We start from the raw sequence: 15576 nt of genomic DNA, 5'->3' as shown, positions 1-15576 counted from the left end.
CTCCTCTAACCGTCGCTCTGTCCGTCTGGCCCCGCTCGCCGTGCGTCCTCGTTCAGCGTCGCCCGGCCGACAGCTCGGCCCGTACGGCGGGCGTGAGAACCTGTCCCGCGCGTTCGACCAGGATCGTCATCTGGTAGGCCACCAGGCCCATGTCGCAGTCCGGCGCGGCCAGCACCGCCAGGGACGATCCGTCGCTGATCGACATCACCAGCAGCAGGCCGCGTTCCATCTCGACGAGGGTCTGGGTGACCCCTCCGCCCTCGAAGACCCGCGCGGAGCCCTGCGTGAGGCTGACCAGCCCGGCCGCGATGGCGGCCAGCTGGTCGGCGCGGTCTTTGGGGAAGTCCCGGGAGAACGCCATGGGAAGGCCGTCAGCGGAGACCACCACGGCGTGCGCGACGCCGGGGACCTGCTCGACGAAGCTGCTGACCAGCCAGTTCATGTCCTTGGCGGCTTGGCTCAGCTCCTTCATGAGTCCTCCTCGAGCTCTGAGCGACCCTTGCGCACACCCTGCTGGTAGCTGGCCAGCCTGCTGCGCAGGCGATCGGGGGACAGCGGAGGAGCTGGGGAGGGCGATGGCTTCGGGTTGGCGGTGCCCGGTACCAGATTCGCTCTCGGCGTCCGTTTCGGCAAGCCTGAGCTGGTGGTCTCGCTCTTCGCGGGCTCCGCGGCCGCGCCGGCGGCCTGCCAGCCCTGGTCGGCGGGCGACGACCAACCGGCCTGCTCACGGTGGTCGGCCGTGGGCGCCGCCTTGGTGAACCAGCTGCTCTCCTCCATGGAGGCGTAGATCGGCAGGAACTCGTCCTTCGCCGGGCCCGGGCCCGGTGCGGTGTACGACTGGGCGGGCGTGGCGAACGAGGGGTACGACGGCCCCGGAGCGGCCGGCTCGGGCGGATCCAGGGACGCGGAGCCCGACTTCGTGTACGGCGAGCTGAACCAGGACGAGGGCTCGGCCGCCGACGGCGCGACGTCGAACGACGGGTGCTCGAAAGCCGGACGCTCGAAGGACGACGGGCTCTCGAAAGCCGGGCGTTCGAAGGAGGAGCCCTCGAACGACGGGCGTTCGAACGAAGAGCTCTCGAACGACGGGCGTTCGAACGAAGAACTGTCGAAGGACGTGCTCTCGAAGGACGGGTGGTCGAAGGAGGAGCTCTCGAACGACGGATGCCCGAAGGGCGGCATGGCCGCGGCCGCCTGCCTGGGGACCTGCAGGTCCGGCCGCGCCTGCGGCGGGGACTGGAGTTGCGAGAGGGCCGACGGCATGACCGGTGTGCCGGACACCGCGGTGAGCAGCATGGGCGGGATCAGCACCATGGCGGTCAGCCCGCCGGTGTCCTGGCGGCGCAGCTGGACCCGGATGTTGTGCCGCAGGGCCAGCCGGCCGACCACGAACAGGCCCATGCGCCGCGACACCGACACGTCCACGACCGGCGGATTGGCCAGCCGCCAGTTCGTCTCCTCCAGCTCCTCCTGGGTCATGCCGATGCCGTGGTCGGTGACCGACAACATCAGCGAGCCGCCGTCGATGCGGCTGCTGGAGATGATCACCTTGGTGTCCTGGGGCGAGAACGAGACCGCGTTCTCGATCAGCTCGGCGAGCAGGTGCACGACGTCGGTGACGGCCTGCCCGGCGATGGCGACGTCCGACTGGACCTGGATGCTGACCCGGTCGTAGCTCTCGACCTCGCCGAGCGCGGCCCGCACGATGTCCATGAGCTCGACCGGCTCGCTCCACTTGCGCGCGGCCTCCTGCCCGGCGAGGACCAGCAGGTTCTCGCTGTTGCGGCGCATGCGGGTGGCCAGGTGGTCGAGCTTGAACAGGTCGCCGAGCCGGGTGTCGTCGCGCTCGCCCCGCTCCAGTTTCTCGATCAGCGTGAGCTGCCGTTCGACCAGCGTCTGGCTGCGGCGGGACAGGTTGACGAACATGGCGTTGACGTTGGAGCGCAGCCGCGCCTCGTCGCCGGCCAGCCGCACGGCCTCGCGGTGCACCTCGTCGAAGGCGCGGGCGACCTCGCCGACCTCGTCCCTGGTGAAGATGCCGATGGGCGGGACCTCGGCGTCGGCCGCGCCGTCGCGGGACTCGCGCAGGTGCTGGACGAAGGCGGGCAGCCGCTTGCCGGCGATCTCCAGCGCCTCCCCGCGCAGGCGGCGCAGCGGCCGCACGAGCGACCTGGCCACCCCGGTGGTGACCAGCAGCACGGCCACCATCAGCGCGAGGATGGCGCCCGCGGTCACGAACGCCCGCTGCCGCTCGTCCGCGCTGAGCGCCTCACTGCGGGCCACGATGCCCTGGGCCTGGCGCTCCTCGACCTTGCGCATGGAGTCGACGACGACCTTGGAGGCCGTGAACCACTCCTTGGCGTCGTCGGGCTTCTTCTGGTCGAGGCCGCGCAGCGGCAGCCCGTCCGTGGCCCTGATCAGCACCAGCTCGCGCAGGAAGAGCATGCGCTCGGCGGAGTTGCCGTTGACGGTCTGGTCGAAGAACCGGCGCTCCTCGGCGGTGGCCTCGGCCTCGAAGGCCTTGGTCTCGTTGGCCTCCTTGGACTGCTCGCCGAGGAAGCGCTTGAGCTGGTCCCGGTCGAAGGTCTGGGCGACCAGCACGATCGTGACCAGCGCCTGCTGGTAGGAGACGCTCTCCTTGGCACGGGCGAGCGCTTCCAGCATGCGGGTCTGGCGGAACAGCTCGTCGTCGGCGCTGCCCTTGATCACTTCGTTGTGGACGGAGAGCAGGTCGTTGATCACGGTCGTGTAGAGCTCGATGGCGGGGTCGGCCAGGAGGTTGGCCTCGAGCGCCTGCTTGCGCAGGCCGGTCAGGTCGTCCAGGCGGCTGAGCAGCTGTTCGAGCTGGTCGGCGGTACGGCCGGTGACCTCGGACTGCAGCTGCCTGGCGATGCTCCGCACGTCCTTGGCAGCCTGGTCGACCTCGTTCATCTGGCTGCGCACGTCGATCAGCATGTTCTGGGGCCGGTTGCGCGCGAGGAACCAGGCGGTCCTGGCGCGCTCGCCGGCGATGGCGTGGGTGAGCTCGCCCAGTTCGCTGGAGAGCTGGGCGAACTGGTTCGTCCGGGCGAAATCGCCGGCGGCGGACGTCGAGGTGAGCACCTGAATGCCGCCCAGCAGCACCGCTGCGGCCGTCGGGATCAGAATGAGGGCGACGAGCCGCGCGCGGACACGCCAATTACGTAGGCGCCATTTGCCCTCGCTGGCCTGCCTCTGGCCCAGCTCTGTACTCACCGAACGCACCTCGCCCGAATCCGGCGTATATGAGGGGGTGCTGTGTCCCCGGATGAAATCTGCAATGCCGGTAATTGGAACACATCACACGGCTGGTGGCCAAGCGAACATAACGCGACAAAACTTGAGAAGTGTGACTCCTGAGAACAGAACCTGGAGCCCCACGTGCGAACCCATACGGCCGGAAATGGACCATTAGATCACCTTATGTCATACAATGGGTGATTTGAACGTTTCAAAGGAATAACACACCGGAAGCACCCCGGTCTCCGGAAGGTCACAGCGTTGAGATTGGCGTTATTCACCACATATGTTGAGCGACGTCAATCGAGGAGGCGAGTGTGGGGGATTCTCCCGACAGCGCGGCAATCACCGTTGAGGGCCTTTGGAAGATCTTCGGGTCCAGGGCACAAAAAGTGCTGGACAGCGAGGACCGGCATCTCGAACCAGCCGCACTGAGAGAGAAGACCGGCTGCACCGCCGCCGTCAGGAACGTGAGCTTCGCGGTGCGCCCGGGCGAGGTCTTCGTGGTCATGGGCCTGTCGGGCAGCGGCAAGTCCACGCTCGTCCGCTGCCTCACCCGGCTCATCGAGCCCACCGCGGGCGAGATCAGGATCGGCGGAGAAGACATCGGCCGCGCCTCCCCCGCCCGGCTCCGCGAGATCCGCCGCCATCAGGTCAGCATGGTGTTCCAGCACTTCGGCCTGCTACCGCACCGCAAGGTGATCGACAACGTGGCGTACGGCCTGGAGATCCAGGGCACCCCCAAGGCGGCCAGGCACGCGCGGGCGGCGGAGATCCTCTCGCTCGTCGGCCTCGACGGGTACGCCGACGCCTACCCCGACCAGCTCTCCGGCGGCATGCAGCAGCGCGTCGGCCTGGCCCGCGCGCTGGCGGTGGACCCCCAGGTGATGCTGTTCGACGAGCCGTTCAGCGCGCTGGACCCGCTGATCAGGCGGGACATGCAGGCCGAGGTGATCCGGCTGCACCGCGAGGTCGGCAAGACGATGGTGTTCATCACGCACGACCTGTCCGAGGCGCTCAAGCTGGGCGAGCGCATCGCGATCATGCGGGCGGGCTCGATCGTGCAGCTCGGCACCGCCGAGGAGCTGGTGGGCGCGCCGGCCGACGACTACGTGGCCGACTTCGTCCGCGACGTGCCCAGGAGCCACGTGCTGACCCTGCGCTGGATCAGCCGCGCCCCGGAGCCCGGCGAGCCGCTGGACGGTCCCGAAATAGCGGCCGGCACGGTCATCAAGGACGCCATCGCCGTGGCCTCGGCCTCGTCCCGCCCGATCAAGGTCGTGGACGACGGCGAGCTGGTGGGCGTCGTGGACCGCGTGGACCTGCTGACCTTCCTCTCGGGCCAGGACATCGCCGTCAAGGCGGGCGCATGAGCGAGCGTAGCGAGCGAACAATCAGACACGTCACCATGGTGCTCATGCGGCCGACGAAGGAGGCCGCATGAGCACGACAACCGCGGTCGGCACCCCGTCCCGGCTGGGGTTGCCGAAGTGGGCGGCGCCCGCGGGGGTGGCGGTCGTGTTCGTGGCGGCGTACCTCGTCTTCCGCGGCACGGGGACGCTGCCGCACGACAAGGAGGCGCCGCAGTTCCTGGCCGTCACCGACCTGCGTGAGTGGATCGACGACCACCGGAACGACAACCCGCTCTTCCTGTACTTCCTCAACTACATCAGGCTCTTCGTCGGGGCGCTCTACGACCTGTTCCAAACCGTCCTGCACGCCCTCGGCTGGCCCGGCATCACCGGCGTCATGGGCGCGCTGGCCTGGCTCGCCGGCGGCTGGCGCATCGGGCTGCTCGCGGTCGCGGGCGTGAGCGCGTTCGGCTTCCTCGGGCTCTGGCAGCACAGCGTCGACACGCTGGCCCTGGTCGCGGTGGCGGTGCTGCTGTCGCTGGCGATCGGGATCCCGATCGGCGTGTGGGCCGGGCTGTCGGGCCGCGTGCGCCGGGCCGTCACGCCGGTGCTGGACGTCATGCAGATCATGCCGACGTTCGCGTACCTGGCGCCGCTCGCGCTGTTCTTCCACATCGGCGCACCGGCCGGCGCCATCGCGACGATGATCTACTCGATCCCGCCGGCCATCCGCATCACCGCGCTGGCCATCTCCGGGGTCTCCCCCACGGCCGTCGAGGCGTCGTCCTCGCTCGGCGCCACGCGCTGGCAGACGCTGTTCAAGGTCTATCTGCCGCTGGCCAGGTCCACGATGGCGCTGGCGATCAACCAGACGATCATGATGGCCCTGTCCATGGTCGTCATCGCCAACCTGATCTCCGCACCCGGGCTGGGCGAAGAGATCATCCGCGGCCTGTCGCGAGCCCAGGTCGGCATCATGCTCCCGGCGGGCGTGGCCATCGTGATCATGGCCGTGATGCTCGACCGGATGATGATGGCGATCGCCAGACGCGGCCCGCACACGAAGCCAAGCAAGATCGACCTGGTGGGGGCCGGTGTGCTGGGCGCGGGCGGCCTCGTCCTCATCCCCGTGCTGCCCGGCGAGTGGCCGGAGAGCTGGACGGTCAACGTCGTGGCCGAGGTCAACGACGCCGTCCTCTGGGCCGAGACCACCTGGTACCCCGTCACGACGTTCATCAAGGACTTCACCACCTACGCCCTGCTCAACCCGCTGGAGGGCCTGCTCACCAGCGCCCCGTGGTGGCTGGTCGCGCTCGCGGTGCTGGCCGTCGCCTGGCGGGTGAGCGGCGTGCGCCCGGCGCTCATCGCACTCGGCTGCCTGCTGGCGATCGCGCTGCTCGGCACGTGGGAGCACGCCATGCAGACGATGACCACGGTCGCCGTCGCGGTGCTGGCGACCCTCGTCATCGGCCTGCTGCTCGGGGTGGCCGCGGCCCGCTCGCCGCGCTTCTCCGCCGTGCAGCGGCCCCTGCTCGACGCCGCCCAGACCATGCCGGCCTTCGTGTACCTGCTGCCGGCGCTGGCCCTGTTCGAGACCACCAGGTTCACCGCGATCTTCGCCTCGATCATCTACGCGGTGCCGCCGGTGGTGCGCCTGGTCGAGGACGGCATCAAGGCCGTGCCCGCCGAGGTCGTCGAGGCGGCCACGTCGGCCGGCTCGACGCCCGGCCAGCTCCTGTGGAAGGTGCAGCTGCCGATGGCCAGGCGCGCCATCCTGCTGGCCGCCAACCAGGGCATCGTGATGACGCTGGCCATGGTGGTCGTCGGCGGCCTCGTCGGGGCGGGCGCACTGGGTTACGACGTGGTCCTCGGCTTCTCCCAGCGGACCGACTTCGGTCTGGGCTTCGTGGCCGGCATCGCGACCGTGCTGCTCGGAGTCATGCTCGACCGCATCACGCAGGGCGCGGACCGGCGCCCTTCCCCCCGAAAGAGGATGTCCACATGAAGATTCGCCTGCTCGCAGGCCTCCTCGCGCTTGGACTCGCCGCCGTGGGCTGCGGCGGGGCCAAGGTCGAGACCTCTCCCAGTGCTTCGGCCGCGCCGCAGGGCGGCTCCTCCAGTGCCCCCGGCACAGTGAAGATCGCGATCAACCCGTGGGTCGGGTACGAGGCCAGCGCGAACGTGGTCGCGTACCTGCTCAAGAACGAGCTCGGCTACAACGTCGAGATGCCCGAGATCAAGGAGCAGCTGGCCTGGGAGGGCTTCGAGACCGGCGACGTCGACGTCATCATCGAGAACTGGGGTCACCCGGACCTGAAGAAGAAGTTCATCGAGGAGAAGAAGGTCGCGGTCGAGGCCGGATCCACCGGCAACAAGGGCGTCATCGGCTGGTACATCCCCAAGTGGATGGCCGACAAGTACCCGGACATCACCGACTACAAGAATCTCAACAAGTACGCCGAGCTGTTCAAGACCTCCGAGTCGGGCGACAAGGGCCAGCTCCTTTTCGGCGACCCGTCGTACGTCAGCAACGAGGAAGCCCTGATCAAGAACCTCAAGCTGAACTTCAAGGTCGTGGTCGGCGGCAGCGAGGCGGCCCTGATCAAGGGTGCCCAGCAGGCGCAGGCGCAGCAGAAGCCGCTGCTGTTCTACTTCTGGGACCCGCACTGGCTGTTCAGCAAGACCGAGCTGGTCCGGGTCAACCTGCCCGCCTACACCGAGGGTTGCGACGCCGACCCCAAGAAGGTCGCCTGCGACTACCCGGAGATGGATCTCGACAAGATCGTGAGCAAGAAGTTCGCCGACAGCGGCGGCAAGGCGTACGAGCTGGTCAAGAACTTCAGCTGGACCAACGAGGACCAGAACGCCGTCGCCGACGACATGACCAACAACGGCATGACCGGCGAGCAGGCCGCCAAGAAGTGGGTCGAGGCCAACACCGCCAAGTGGCAGGCCTGGATCCCCAAGTGACCCCCTCATGACCGCGGCCCTCGCAGGCGGGGGCCGCGGTCGCGGAGATGACGACGGACTCCCCGGACGAAGGATCGAGATGAAGAGGCTCGTCGGGCCGCTGGTGGCGGCCTCCCTGCTGCTGGCGGCATGCTCCGGCGAGGAGCCCCAGACCGCTGCCGCGGCCAAGCGCACCGTCAACATCGACATCCACGCCTGGGTGGGGTACGAGGCTCAGGCCGCCGTGCTGAAGCACCTGCTGGAGAAGGAACTGGGGTACCAGGTCAAAACGCGGAAGATGAAAGAGGACGATTCCTGGCGGGATTTCGAGAGCGGCAAGGTCGACGTGATCGTCGAGAATTGGGGCCACCCGCACCTGAAGAAGGAGTTCATCGACGAGAAGAAGGTCGCCCTGTCGGCCGGCCTCACGGGGAACAAGGGCGTGATCGGCTGGTACGTCCCCGAGTGGATGACGGAGAAATATCCCGGCATTACGGACTACCGAAACCTCAACAAGTACGCCCACCTTTTCCGGACCGAAAAGACGGGGAACGCCGGCCAGATCCTGGACGGCGATCCGACGTTCGTCACCAATGACGAGGCTCTCGTCAAGAACCTCGGCCTCAATTACAAGGTCGTCTACTCGGGCAGCGAGGATGCGTTGATCAAGGCCGCCCAGGCGGCGACGAAGAATCGGACGCCGCTGCTCATGTATTTCTACGAGCCGCAATGGCTGTTCACCAAGGTCAAACTCGTGAAGGTGGCGCTGCCCCCGTACGCCATCGGCTGCGACGCGGACCCGGCCAAGGTCGCCTGCGACTACCCGCCGTACCTGCTGGACAAGATCGTCAGCAAGACGTTCGCCGAGACCGGCGGCAAGGCGTACGAACTGGTCCGCAACTTCAGCTGGACCAACGACGACCAGAACGCGGTCGCCAGCGACATGATCAACGAGAAGATGACCGCCGAGGAGGCCGCCGCCCGGTGGGTGGCGGAGAACAAGATCGTATGGGAGGACTGGATCCCCCGCTGAGGCGGGAAAACGGGCCTAGCGGTCGAGGCGCTGGTAGCGGCGGACCGACAGGACGAAGAAGACGGCGGTGATCGCCAGCGGCCAGAGCACGGCCAGCAGGATCGCGTGCCGCGCCGCCCACGAGTCCCCTCCCCAGCCCGGGTTGCCGAACAACTCCCTGGCCGCGGCCACCGTGGAGGACAGCGGGTTCCATTCGGAGATCGCGCCCAGCCAGCCCGGCATCGTGTCCGGGGCGACGAAGGCGTTCGACAGGAACCCGATGGGGAACTCCAGCGTCTGGAGCGCCACCACGCTGCCCGGGTCCCTGGTCAGCAGCCCGAGGTACATCCCCAGCCACAGCAGCGAGAAGCGCAGGAGCAGCAGCAGCCCCACCGCGCCCAGCGCGCCCGGCACCGTGGCCGGGCGCCAGCCGACGGCCAGCCCGCACGCCAGGAGAGCGGCCAGGACGAGCACCGAGTGGAGCAGGTCGGCGATGCAGCGGCCGACGAGCACGGCCGACGGCGCCATGGGCATCGAGCGGAAGCGGTCGGTGACGCCCTTGGCCGCGTCGGTGGTGACAGCGATCATGGTGGCGCTCAGCCCGAAGAGCATCGTCATGCCGTACATGCCGGGCATGAGGAACGTGAAGTAGTCCGTCCCCTCCGGCACCTTGACGGCGCCACCGAACAGATAGCCGAAGGCCAGCGTGATCATCACTGGGAAGATCACCCCGAAGACCACGGTCGCCGGCTGGTTCCCCCAGTGGATCAGGTCGCGGCGGGCCACCGTCCAGCCGTCGGCCAGCGCCCACCGCAGCCGCCCCTCTGTCATCGAGATCTCGGTCATTTCGCGTCGCCTCCGGTAGCGGTGAGGGAGAGGAAGACTTCGTCCAGCGTCGGCCGTCGCACCGCGACGTCCTCGGCCTCGATCCCGGCGGCCGACAGCGCCGCGAGCACCTCCGTGAGCGCCTGCACCCGCTCGCTCACCGGAGCGGACACGTGCCGGGTGTCGTGGTCGACCTCGGGCGGCCCCGACGTCACCCGGCGCACGATCCCGGCGGCCTCCCCGAGCCGCTCCGGGTCGTGGATGACCACGTCGAGCCGGTCGCCGCCGAGCTTGGACTTGAGCTCGTCGGGCGTGCCCTCGGCCACCACCCGGCCCGCGTCGATCACCGAGATCCGGTCGGCCAGCTGGTCGGCCTCCTCCAGGTATTGGGTGGTCAGCACCACGGTGGTGCCGTCGGCCACCAGGTCGCGGACCGCCCGCCAGATCTCCGCGCGGCTGCGGGGGTCGAGCCCCGTGGTCGGCTCGTCCAGGAAGAGCACGGGCGGCGCCAGGATCAGGCTCGCGGCCATGTCGAGCCGGCGCCGCATGCCGCCCGAATACTCCTTCGCCGGGCCCTGATGCTCCAGTCCGAAGCGTTCGAGCAGCTCGTCCGCCCTGGCCCGGGCGGCCGCCGCGCCCAGGTGGTGGAGGCGGCCGAACAGCTCCAGGTTCTGCCGCCCGGTCAGCAGCTCGTCCACGGCCGTGTGCTGGCCGACGAGGCCGATGTTGCGGCGCACCTGGCGCGGCTGGGTCGCCACGTCGAACCCGGCCACCTCCGCGCGCCCGCCGGAGGCCCGCAGGAGCGTGGTGAGGATCCGGACGGTGGTGGTCTTGCCGGCGCCGTTGGGCCCGAGCAGGCCGAAGACCGTGCCCCGGCGCACGTCCAGGTCGACGCCGTCGAGCGCCGCGTGCTCGCCGTACGTCTTGCGCAGTCCTTGCGCGAGTACTGCTGACATATCGCTCTCCCTGATGTCGTACGCCGTACCGTACAGTATACGGCCCAAGTGGGCAACCGTACGGTGTACCGTACGAGAGTGACCGTCGAATACTCGGGAAGAGGCGACCCCGCGCGCAGCCTCGCGCTGCTCTGGCGCACCAGCGAGCGGGCCAGTCGCAAGGGAAAGCCGGAGCTGAGCGTCGACCGCATCGTGCGCGCGGCCATCGAGGTGGCCGACGCGGAGGGGTTGCAGGCGCTGTCCATGCGCCGCGTGGCCGAGCGGCTGGGCGTGGGGACGATGTCCCTCTACACGTACGTGCCGGGCAAGCCGGAGCTGTTCGACGTCATGCTCGACACGGTCTACGGCGAGACCGCCAGGCCGGCGGACGTCCCCGGCGGCTGGCGGGGCAGGCTGGAGCAGATCGCCAGGGAGAACTGGGCTCTCTACCTGCGCCATCCCTGGCTGCTGCAGGTGGCGGCGAGCCGGCCGGTGCTCGGCCCTAACGTCACGGCCAAATACGACTACGAGCTGAGCGCCGTGGACGGCATCGGCCTGACCGATCTGGAGATGGACTCGGTGATCACGCTGATCACCGGATTCGTGCACGGCGCCGCGAGAGGCGCGGTGGAGGCCGCGCAGGCCGAGAGCCAGACGGGCATGAGCGACCAGGAGTGGTGGGCCGCGCACGCGCCCTTCCTGAGCCGGATCGTCGACCCCCGGCGTTTCCCGACGGCGTCCAGGGTGGGCCAGTCGGCGGGCGAGGCGCTCAACGCGGCCTACAGCCCGGAGCACGCCTTCGAGTTCGGCCTGCAGCGCGTGCTCGACGGCATCGAGGCCCTGGTGAAGAGCCGGGCCCCGGACACGGGGTCCTAGTGACGTCCTGGTGACGTCCTGATGACGGGGGCCCGCGGCTAGACGGCGGCGCGCAGGCGGACGACGTGCTCGACGAGCGCGATCAGCGTCGCCTTGACCGACTCGCGGTTGCGGGCGTCCGTACGCACGACCGGCACGTGCGACGGGAGGGCGAGCGCCTCCCTGACCTCGTGGTCGGAGTGCGGGAACTGCCCGTCCCAGCCGTTGATGCCGATCACGAAGGGCAGCTTGGCCTCTTCGAAGTAGTCGATCGCGGGGAAGCTGTCGGCCAGGCGGCGGGTGTCGGTCAGCACCACCGCGCCGATCGCGCCCCGCACCAGGTCGTCCCACATGAACCAGAACCGGTGCTGCCCCGGCGTGCCGAACAGGTAGAGGATCAGGTCCCGGTCGAGGGAGAGGCGGCCGAAGTCCATGGCCACGGTCGTGGTCTGCTTGTTGGGGGTCATCCCGAGGTCGTCGATGCCCGCGGACGCGTCGGTCATCACCGCTTCCGTGGTGAGCGGAAGGATCTCCGACACCGCCCCCACGAACGTCGTCTTGCCGACGCCGAAGCCCCCGGCCACGACGATCTTCGTCGAGGTCAGCCCGGGGCTAGAGCCTGCGTAGTCCACTGAGCACCCTTTCGAGCATGTTGAGGTCTGGCTGTCCCTGGTTGAGGCGTGGCTGGTGCAGGCGGACAAGCCCTTCGTCGGACATGTCCGCCACGAGCACCCGGGCCACGCCCAGCGGGACGCGGAGCAGGGCCGAGATCTCGGCGACCGACCGGAACGTTCTGCACAGCTGCATGATGGCCTCCTGCTCGGGGGTGAGCAGGGCCATCTCGTCGTCCGGGATCGACATGGACGAGACCAGCGTCTCCATCGCGAGTGGATAACGCGGCTCGGAACGGCCGCCGGTGACCGCGTAAGGACGGAACAGGGGCTCGTCGTCCCCGATCCCGTCAGCGCCGTACACGGCCCTCTCCCATCAGTTCCATCACATCACCGCGCCCTGGCGGCCTGGAGTTCCGCGCGCAGGGCCGGTGTGAGCGCCTGCCCCGCTCTGTCTACCAGCAGCGTCATCTGATACGCCACCAACCCCATGTCACAATCAGGACCCGCCAGCACCGTCAGCACCGAGCCGTCGCTGATCGCCATGACCAGCAGCAGACCCCGCTGCATCTCGACGACGGTCTGCGTCACGGCGCCGCCCTCGAACACCCTGGACGCGCCCACGGTCAGGCTCAGCAGACCGGCGGAGACCGCCGCCAGCTGGTCGGCCCGGTCCGGTGGGAACCCCTCGGAGGCGGCCAGGCAGAGGCCGTCGGCGGAGACGACGACGGCGTGCGCGACTCCCGGAGTGTTCCGGACGAAGTCGGTGATCAGCCAGTCGAACCTGTGCGCCTCATGGCTAAGGGTTGTCACGCATCCTCCCCGGCGGGACGCTTACTCACTCTTGTCCTCCTGTCCACGTACTTCCTGGCGAGCCCGGCGCACACCCTGCTGGTAGCTCGCCATCCGGCTGCGTAGCCGGTCGGCGGAGACCGGAGGCGGCGCCGGCCGCTGCGGCTGCTGTTGCGGCGCAGACTGGCCGGCCGTGCCCGGCACGAGGTTCGCCTTGGGGGTGCGCTTCGGAAGCCCGGCGGCGGTGATGCCGCCGAGGCTGGGCTCGCTGGCTTTGGCCGCCGCCTGCCATCCGGCATCTGCGGCCGTTCGCCACGTTTCCTCCCCAGAGGGTACGGCGTGCGCGGGCGTAACCTCTCCACCACCCTCCGCGTGGGCGGGCGTCGCCGGCGGCGCCTGCTCGCCCGGCGGCCGCCGGAACCAGGCGGACTCCACCGACGCGAAGATCGGCAGGTACTCCTCCTGCTCCGGCTCCATCGGCGAGACCTCGACCGACGGCGTGGGGTCTGACCTGCGCACATCGTTCGTCGCGTACGACGGCGGCGGCGTCTGGAACGCGCCATTTCCGGAGGGGTGCGAAGGGTAGGCCCCCGAGTCGAACGAGGGCGTCGGCCTGCGGTACGAGCCGCCGTCGGTGTCGGCCGTGAATCCTGTCACAGCGGGCTCCGAGCCGAACGGGCCGAAGGCGGGCCGGGGCGTGCCGGGCGTGCTGTCGTACGGGCCGGGGCGGGCGGGACCGCGGTCCACGGAGTCGAAGCTGCCGAACGAGCGGAACGTCCCGTTCGGCGCCGTGGGCTGGCTGGGCACGCCGCCGGGGCCCGGCGTCCCGCCGAACGCCGGGGTGGGAACAGTGCCACCGCCGAACGCCGGGCGCTGTGGCAGCGGCTGCTGCGTGCCGTCGGCGATCAGCGCGGGCGGCAGCAGCACCATCGCGATGAGACCGGCGCCCTCGCCCCTCCTGAGCTGCACCCTGATGCCGTGGCGCAGCGCCAGGCGGCCGACCACGAACAGGCCCATGCGCCGCGACACCGACACGTCCACGACGGGGGGCTCGGCCAGACGGCGGTTGGCGTCGGCCAGCTCCTCCTCGGTCATGCTGATGCCGGTGTCGCTCACCGACAGCAGCGCGCCGCCGCCTTCGATGAGGCTGCTGGTGACCACGACCTCAGCGGTGTTCGGGGAGAACTGGATGGCGTTCTCGACCAGCTCGGCGACGAGGTGGACGAGGTCGTTGGCGCAGCTGCCGAGCACCGACGTGGCACGGTGGACCCGGACCTGGACGCGCTCGTAGCCCTCGACCTCCGACAGCGCGGCGCGGACCACGTCGACGAGCTTGGCGGGCTGGGTGCGCCGGCGGGTGGCCTCGTGACCGGCGAGGACCAGGAGGTTCTCGGAGTTGCGGCGCATGCGGGTGGCCAGGTGGTCGAGCTTGAACAGGTCGGCCAGGCGGGCGCCGTCCTGCTCGCCCTTCTCCAGGCCGTCGATCAGCGAGATCTGCCGCTCGACCAGCGTCTGGGTGCGGCGCGAGAGGTTGACGAACATCGAGCTGATGTTGCCGCGCAGCTCGGCCTCCTCGCCCGCCAGGCGCACGGCCTGCCGGTGCACCTGGTCGAAGGCCCGGGCCACGTCGCCGATCTCGTCGTTGCCCTCGACCTCGATCGGTCGCACGTCGCCCACGGCCGCGTCGCCGCTGACGCGCAGCTGGCGCACCACGTCGGGCAGACGGAAGCCGGCGATCTCCAGTGCCTCGGTACGCAGCCGGCGCAGCGGGCCGACCATCGACCGGGCGATGACCACGGTCAGGAGCAGGACCGCCAGCAGCAGCGCGAGGATCAGCGCCCCCGTGATGACCGCGTTGCGGGTCTCTGCCCCGCGCAGCTCCTGGCTTCGCAGGTTCACCCGGTCGGCGAGCTCCCTCTCGATGCCGTGCAGGACGTCGACGACGATGCTGTTGTCCTGGAACCACTCCTGGCGGGTGGCCCTGGCCGAGATCAGGTTCTCGGTGATCCGCACGCCCGGCGCCCGGCCGCTGACCAGCGTGATCGCGCGCGACTTGGTGAGCTGGACCCTGACGTACTCGGTCCTGGCGGTCAGCGACTTGGACACTTCCAGGCCGATGTCGACGCCGGCCTCGGCGCCCACGGTCGAGATCTCGCTCTGCTGGCGGGCGTTGGAGGCGATGAACTGCTCGACGGTCTTGGCGTCCACGTCGCCGGAGTTGTAGGAGGCCTGGAGGAGCTGGACGCGCTGCCGGGAGACCTCCTCCTTCGCCCGCGCGAGCGCGCTCAACGCGCGGAACTGGCCGACGATCTGCGAGTCGTCGGACATGAGGCTCAGCTCGTCGTGCAGGGTGAGGAGGCTGTCGGTCAGGAAGTCGTACTCGACGGTGCGGGTCTGGCCCTCGGCCCTGATCCTTGACAGCCGGCTCAGGTCGCCCCGCGCCTCGTCGGCGGCCTTGACCACGCGCGGGCCGTAGGAGTCGTCGATCGTGTCGAGGTCGGCGCGGACGGTCGCGGCCAGCTTGTCGACTGCGGCCTTGCGCTCGGCGAACGGCGCGGCGAGCGTCTTGCGCATCGCCCGGGCGGCGCCGATCCAGCCGCCTGTGTCACGCTCCAGCCCGATGGCCTGGAGCAGGTCGCGGATGTGGCTGGCCTGCTGGGCGGCGGTGGCCGTGCGCTCGTGGTCGGAGATGCTCTGGATCGAGCGGACCACGTCGGCGCCGCCCAGGACGACGGTCGCGATGGTCGGCACCAGGATGAGCGCGGTCAGACGCCACCGGACGCGCCAATTACGCAGGCTCAGGCGCGACAGCGACCGCTTCCCGCGGTACTGCTTCGCGACGAAGCCGCTGTCGGAGTTCCCCGTAGTCACTGCTCCCAGTACCCCTCAATCGTCCCGCTCGGCAAACGGGCCTTCAAACCGCCCACAAGGTATCCGCAGCAACTGACTGAACCGGCATTTCGGACACAATTGTTACAAAGGTGACC

The 15576-nt window shown here is 69.4% G+C and carries 13 protein-coding genes; 5 read left to right on the top strand and 8 right to left on the bottom strand.

Translation table 11 applies throughout. The features are described 5' to 3' along the window. Positions 1 to 52: 52 nt before the first annotated feature. Positions 53 to 472, bottom strand: a complete 420-nt coding sequence (locus ID574_RS21690) for a roadblock/LC7 domain-containing protein (protein WP_188190748.1) — start codon at positions 470 to 472, stop codon at positions 53 to 55. Then, complete coding sequence (locus ID574_RS21685) at positions 469 to 3234, bottom strand: nitrate- and nitrite sensing domain-containing protein (protein WP_188190747.1); 2766 nt, start codon at positions 3232 to 3234, stop codon at positions 469 to 471. The genes ID574_RS21690 and ID574_RS21685 overlap by 4 nt, the downstream gene beginning before the upstream one ends. A 416-nt stretch (positions 3235 to 3650) precedes the next feature. Between ID574_RS21685 and ID574_RS21680 the strand changes: the two genes are divergently transcribed. The 4 genes from ID574_RS21680 to ID574_RS21665 all read left to right on the top strand — a co-directional run bounded on the left by ID574_RS21680 (position 3651) and on the right by ID574_RS21665 (position 8592). Then, positions 3651 to 4631 (top strand): quaternary amine ABC transporter ATP-binding protein, encoded by a 981-nt coding sequence (locus ID574_RS21680; protein WP_336245531.1) that lies wholly within the window; start codon positions 3651 to 3653, stop codon positions 4629 to 4631. Between the two features lie 67 nt (positions 4632 to 4698). Then, a complete protein-coding gene (locus tag ID574_RS21675; protein ID WP_188190746.1) occupies positions 4699 to 6615 on the top strand; it encodes an ABC transporter permease in 1917 nt (638 codons plus the stop codon). After that, positions 6612 to 7580 (top strand): ABC transporter substrate-binding protein, encoded by a 969-nt coding sequence (locus ID574_RS21670; protein WP_188190745.1) that lies wholly within the window; start codon positions 6612 to 6614, stop codon positions 7578 to 7580. Before ID574_RS21675 ends, ID574_RS21670 begins: the two co-directional genes overlap by 4 nt. A 79-nt stretch (positions 7581 to 7659) precedes the next feature. Then, on the top strand, positions 7660 to 8592 hold the full coding sequence (locus ID574_RS21665; RefSeq protein WP_188190744.1) for an ABC transporter substrate-binding protein: 933 nt from the start codon (positions 7660 to 7662) through the stop codon (positions 8590 to 8592). 15 nt (positions 8593 to 8607) lie between these two features. On the opposite strand, the gene ID574_RS21660 is transcribed toward ID574_RS21665, so the two are convergent. Continuing rightward, positions 8608 to 9417, bottom strand: a complete 810-nt coding sequence (locus ID574_RS21660; protein ID WP_188190743.1) for an ABC transporter permease — start codon at positions 9415 to 9417, stop codon at positions 8608 to 8610. Next, positions 9414 to 10352 carry an ATP-binding cassette domain-containing protein gene (locus ID574_RS21655; protein ID WP_270094302.1) on the bottom strand — a complete coding sequence of 313 codons (939 nt, stop codon included), beginning with the start codon at positions 10350 to 10352 and terminating at the stop codon, positions 9414 to 9416. Before ID574_RS21655 ends, ID574_RS21660 begins: the two co-directional genes overlap by 4 nt. 78 nt (positions 10353 to 10430) lie before the next feature. Between ID574_RS21655 and ID574_RS21650 the strand changes: the two genes are divergently transcribed. Then, a complete protein-coding gene (locus ID574_RS21650; RefSeq protein ID WP_188190742.1) occupies positions 10431 to 11207 on the top strand; it encodes a TetR/AcrR family transcriptional regulator in 777 nt (258 codons plus the stop codon). 38 nt (positions 11208 to 11245) lie between these two features. Here ID574_RS21650 and ID574_RS21645 read toward each other — a convergent pair whose 3' ends face one another. From ID574_RS21645 to ID574_RS21630, 4 genes are read right to left on the bottom strand one after another with little or no spacing between them, the layout of a single operon-like run. Then, entirely contained in the window at positions 11246 to 11818 is a 573-nt protein-coding gene (locus ID574_RS21645; RefSeq protein WP_188190741.1) for a GTP-binding protein, read from the bottom strand. Further along, positions 11799 to 12161 (bottom strand): DUF742 domain-containing protein, encoded by a 363-nt coding sequence (locus ID574_RS21640; protein WP_188190740.1) that lies wholly within the window; start codon positions 12159 to 12161, stop codon positions 11799 to 11801. Before ID574_RS21640 ends, ID574_RS21645 begins: the two co-directional genes overlap by 20 nt. Positions 12162 to 12187: 26 nt before the next feature. Continuing rightward, positions 12188 to 12610 carry a roadblock/LC7 domain-containing protein gene (locus tag ID574_RS21635; RefSeq protein ID WP_188190739.1) on the bottom strand — a complete coding sequence of 141 codons (423 nt, stop codon included), beginning with the start codon at positions 12608 to 12610 and terminating at the stop codon, positions 12188 to 12190. A gap of 21 nt (positions 12611 to 12631) precedes the next feature. Further along, positions 12632 to 15460, bottom strand: coding sequence for a sensor histidine kinase (locus tag ID574_RS21630; protein WP_188190738.1), 2829 nt, complete (start codon positions 15458 to 15460; stop codon positions 12632 to 12634). Positions 15461 to 15576: the final 116 nt, after the last annotated feature.

Origin of the sequence: Nonomuraea sp. SYSU D8015 (assembly GCF_008065375.1) — a bacterium.
In the GTDB taxonomy this organism is placed as follows: domain Bacteria; phylum Actinomycetota; class Actinomycetes; order Streptosporangiales; family Streptosporangiaceae; genus Nonomuraea.
Note: the sequence above shows the minus strand (reverse complement) of the source record. Positions and strands in the feature narration are given on the sequence as shown.

Coding starts and splice junctions, on each gene's coding strand:
- ID574_RS21690 (WP_188190748.1), bottom strand. CDS start 472: ATGAAGGAGCTGAGCCAAGCCGCCAAGGACATGAACTGGCTGGTCAGC.
- ID574_RS21675 (WP_188190746.1), top strand. CDS start 4,699: ATGAGCACGACAACCGCGGTCGGCACCCCGTCCCGGCTGGGGTTGCCG.
- ID574_RS21670 (WP_188190745.1), top strand. CDS start 6,612: ATGAAGATTCGCCTGCTCGCAGGCCTCCTCGCGCTTGGACTCGCCGCC.
- ID574_RS21665 (WP_188190744.1), top strand. CDS start 7,660: ATGAAGAGGCTCGTCGGGCCGCTGGTGGCGGCCTCCCTGCTGCTGGCG.
- ID574_RS21660 (WP_188190743.1), bottom strand. CDS start 9,417: ATGACCGAGATCTCGATGACAGAGGGGCGGCTGCGGTGGGCGCTGGCC.
- ID574_RS21655 (WP_270094302.1), bottom strand. CDS start 10,352: ATGTCAGCAGTACTCGCGCAAGGACTGCGCAAGACGTACGGCGAGCAC.